Source organism: Streptomyces synnematoformans, assembly GCF_039531005.1.
In the GTDB taxonomy this organism is placed as follows: domain Bacteria; phylum Actinomycetota; class Actinomycetes; order Streptomycetales; family Streptomycetaceae; genus Streptomyces; species Streptomyces synnematoformans.
Genome location: NZ_BAAAPF010000477.1, coordinates 1 through 3,606 on the forward strand (window position 1 = coordinate 1; position 3,606 = coordinate 3,606).

At 71.8% G+C, this 3,606-nt stretch carries 6 protein-coding genes; 4 read left to right on the forward strand and 2 right to left on the reverse strand.

From position 1 onward, the window contains the following. The 4 genes from ABD317_RS34660 to ABD317_RS34675 form a co-directional block, all read left to right on the forward strand. On the forward strand, positions 1-397 hold a 397-nt coding region (locus ABD317_RS34660), incomplete at its 5' end, for an HRDC domain-containing protein (RefSeq protein ID WP_344295505.1). Positions 398-566: 169 nt separating this feature from the next. After that, positions 567-890 carry a hypothetical protein gene (locus ABD317_RS34665; RefSeq protein ID WP_027754022.1) on the forward strand — a complete coding sequence of 108 codons (324 nt, stop codon included), beginning with the start codon at positions 567-569 and terminating at the stop codon, positions 888-890. A gap of 113 nt (positions 891-1,003) precedes the next feature. Continuing rightward, positions 1,004-1,369, forward strand: a complete 366-nt coding sequence (locus ABD317_RS34670; RefSeq protein ID WP_106963080.1) for a WhiB family transcriptional regulator — start codon at positions 1,004-1,006, stop codon at positions 1,367-1,369. Beyond that, on the forward strand, positions 1,366-1,677 hold the full coding sequence (locus ABD317_RS34675; RefSeq protein ID WP_027754020.1) for a hypothetical protein: 312 nt from the start codon (positions 1,366-1,368) through the stop codon (positions 1,675-1,677). Before ABD317_RS34670 ends, ABD317_RS34675 begins: the two co-directional genes overlap by 4 nt. A gap of 13 nt (positions 1,678-1,690) precedes the next feature. Here ABD317_RS34675 and ABD317_RS34680 read toward each other — a convergent pair whose 3' ends face one another. Both ABD317_RS34680 and ABD317_RS34685 read right to left on the reverse strand, forming a co-directional pair. After that, a complete protein-coding gene (locus ABD317_RS34680) occupies positions 1,691-3,091 on the reverse strand; it encodes an ABC1 kinase family protein (protein WP_344295515.1) in 1,401 nt (466 codons plus the stop codon). Further along, on the reverse strand, positions 3,084-3,606 hold a 523-nt coding region (locus tag ABD317_RS34685; RefSeq protein WP_425582521.1), incomplete at its 5' end, for a ThiF family adenylyltransferase. The genes ABD317_RS34680 and ABD317_RS34685, both read right to left, overlap by 8 nt.

Below are 3,606 nucleotides of genomic sequence, written 5' to 3' on the forward strand. Positions count from 1 at the left end.
GCGGGGCGGCGTGGAGCGGGGCGGTGCGGAGCGGGGTGGGGCCGGCCGCCGCCGGCGGCGCGGGGCGGTGCGCTGCCGCGTCTGCGGGCGGACGCTGACGGACGCCGGCGAGATCAAGCTGATGCGCTGCGAGGACTGCCCGTCGGACATGGACGAGGGGCTGTACGAGCGACTGCGCGACTGGCGCGCCGGGCAGGCGGAGCGGCTCGGGCAGCCCGCGTACTGCGTCTTCACCGACAAGACCCTGATCGCCATCGCCGAGGCCATGCCGGTCAACGAGCAGGAACTGGCGGTCATTTCGGGCGTCGGCAGGCGCAAGATGGACCGGTACGGCGCCGATGTCCTGGACCTCTGCGCGGGCCGTGAGCCGTCCGGCGACGCCGCCGGGGAGCCGTGACGGGCACCGGGAAAAAATTTCCCCGAAAAATGGTTTGCGATCGCCGGAGGAAGCCTCATAGCCTTCCGGCACGGAAGAACAGCTCTTCACGGAGCCGGTGATTCCGTGTTGTACTAGGAGACCTTGGACCGGTCAGCCGGTTCGAAGAGCCAGAGAGGAGGAGAAAACCATGATCAGCATCACGAAACTTGACGGTCGTGCTGCCGCCGGTCGCGAGGTCGTCTCCTCCTGCCTGCTCGCGGTCTCCGAGCCCCAGCTCCGCGCCACCGGTGTGTCCGGTGTCCGTGGCGGCCTGGGTGCCGGCATCCGTGACGAGCGACCGACTAAGGCACTCCTGGTAGCAGCGGCGCAGGCTCCGGCCTATGCGGCGGCGGCAGCGGGTGCCGACCTCCAGCAGACGTGGGCCAATGGCGCCTTTGCCGACGGCATTGCGGCCACGACGCAGCACATGCGGGCCTTCCGCGGGCCTGATCCCTGGATAGAACCATCTTGATCACACCGATCGAGACGGCACCTTCCAGGGCCGCGGAACCCGAACCGGGATCCGCGGCCCTTTTGATTTGCCCAACGCAGAAGTTGATCAACACGACGAGCAAGGACGGAAACGTGTCCCTCCCCGTGCACACCCCGCACAGGCCCACGCCCGACCCCGTGCCCGGCACCACCGACCTGGAGGTCCCCTTGACCCAGCTGACCGCTCTCAGCGAGCTTGACGAGCGAATCGACGCGCTCGGCGACCGCGTGCCCTGCCGGAGCTACGACCCCGAAGTGTTCTTCGCGGAGACTCCGGCGGACGTCGAGTACGCCAAGTCCCTCTGCCAGACCTGCCCCGTCCGTGAGGCCTGCCTCGCGGGGGCGAAGGAGCGCCGCGAGCCCTGGGGCGTCTGGGGCGGCGAGCTGTTCGTCCAGGGAGTCGTCGTGCCGCGCAAGCGGCCGCGTGGCCGCCCGCGGAAGAACCCGGTCGTGGCATGAACGCCCACGGCACGATCGACCGTCCGCGCGCGCACGAACCGGCAGAGCAGGAAACGACGATGAGCCCGTCCACCGACTACCCCGCAGCACGACCCGAAGCAGGCGCCTACGACGAGCGCCAGAACAGGAACCTTGAGATGCAACTCATGCCAGAAGCCCTGGCCCGGGCCCAGTATCGGGACCGGGTGGAGGCCGCGGAGCAGGAACGCAGGGCCATGCGACTGATCGCCGCCCGGCGGCTCCAGCGCCGGGCCGAGCGCGCGCACATGCGCGCCCGGCGCGCGCTGGCGATGGCCGTCATGCAGTAACGGCCCCGGGCCGTCAGGCGCTCGCCGGCGCCGGATCCTCCGACGCCGAACCCTCGTGGGGGTCGTCCTCAGGACGGCCCCCTTCGGCGTACTCGGCGAAGCCCGGCAGCCACTCCGTCAGCTCCTCGCGCATCCGCACCTGTGCGCCGAGTTGGCAGAGCACCCCGATGGTGCTGAGCGTCACCCGGTGGATGAGCAGGTACGACGGCGGCAGGTTCAGCTGCCGGCCCAACTGGTACGCGGGGTTGCGGGGGTCGGCGATCCGGGCCGCCTGGGTACGCATCCACTCCCGGCTGAAGGCGAACTCCTCCACCGCCGCCGGCTCGATGATCGGCAGCAGGTAGTCAATCACCGCCTCCGGGTCCAGCTCGACGTCCGGCTTCACGAACCCCTGCTCGCGCAGCAGCTCGTACACCTCGTCCGCCTCGTTCGCCAGCGTCATCCCGAGCGCGACGCCGATCTCCTCCGGCAGCCCGCCCGGCAGCCGGTCGACCGTGCCGAAATCCATCACTCCGAGCCGCCACTCCTCCGGCTCGCCCTCCTTGACCAGCCGGAAGTTGCCCGGGTGCGGGTCGGCGTGCAGCAGGCCCGTGCGCGCCGTGCCCGCGAAGAGGAACCGTGCCAGCAACTGGCCCACCCGGTCCCGCTCCGCCGGGGAGCCGTCCGCTATCAGCTCCGAGACCGGCACCCCGTCCAGCCACTCCGTCACCAGCACCTGGTCCGCCTGGTGCACCACGTCCGGCACCAGCACGTCCGGGTCGTCCGCGAACTCCTCCGCGTACGCGCGCTGCGCCCGGGCCTCCAGCCCGTAGTCCAACTCCTCCGAGACCCGGTCCCGCAGCTCCTGGATCAGCGGCTTGATGTCCAGCCCCGGCACCAGCGGCCCCAGCAGCCGCGCGAGCCGGCCCAGCTGCGCCAGGTCGGACAGCAGCGCCTTGCCCGCGCCCGGGTACTGCACCTTGACCGCGACCTCGCGGCCGTCGTGCCACACCGCCCGGTGCACCTGCCCGATCGACGCCGCGGCGGCCGGGGTGTCCTCGAACTCCAGGAAGAGATCCTGCCAGTCCGGGCCCAGCCGCTCCGCCAGCGCACCGTGCACCGTGCCCACCGGCATCGGCGGCGCCGCCTCCTGCAGCTTGGTCAGGGCCGCGCGGTAGGGCCCCGCTATCTCCTCCGGCAGCGCGGACTCGAAGACGGACAGCGCCTGCCCGAACTTCATCGCCCCGCCCTTCAGCTCCCCCAGCGTCCTGAACAACTGCTCGGCCGTGCGCTGCTGCAGCTCCTTCGCGACCAGCTCCGCCGGCCGGCCGCCGATCCGCTTGCCGAGCCCCCAGGTGGCGCGCCCGGCGAAGCCCACCGGCAGCGAGGCAAGCCTGGCCGTGCGCGTGATCGCCTTCCGTGGAAGGTCAGACATGGGCCACTCCCGTATCCCGGTCAGCGGCTGCCGCCGCACCGCACCCGCACTTCGGGTGTGGATCGAGCTTCGTCAAGTCCCAGCCGAGGCCCGGCAGCGCGAACTCCAGCCGGGCCCCCGTGCAGGCCGGCAGCCGTCCGTCGAGAAAAGTCAGCGCGTGGGCGGCCGTCAGCCCTGACACCATTGTCGCCAACGCCACATCGCACGCGGCGACCCCCTCCCGGTCACCTCCGGCCCGCCACTGGGCGAGCATCCGCGGCCACTCCGGCTCCCGCTCCGCACGGCCCGCAGCGAGGCAGCCCGCACATGCCGAACCACCCGGCAGCACGAGCGGTCCCACCACCCCCGTGCCCTCCAGCACACCCGCGTACACGTGCGGAATTCCCGCCTCGCGGTAGCGCCGCGCGACCTCCGGATCCGGCGCGTACGCCGCGAGGCCGTCGCGCGGCGCCAGCACCACGAGCGACACCGCACCGGCGGGGCGGTCACGGCGGGCGCGGTGAGCGGCTTCATGA

Coding starts and splice junctions, on each gene's coding strand:
- ABD317_RS34665 (WP_027754022.1), top strand. CDS start 567: ATGATCAGCATCACGAAACTTGACGGTCGTGCTGCCGCCGGTCGCGAG.
- ABD317_RS34680 (WP_344295515.1), bottom strand. CDS start 3,091: ATGTCTGACCTTCCACGGAAGGCGATCACGCGCACGGCCAGGCTTGCC.
- ABD317_RS34675 (WP_027754020.1), top strand. CDS start 1,366: ATGAACGCCCACGGCACGATCGACCGTCCGCGCGCGCACGAACCGGCA.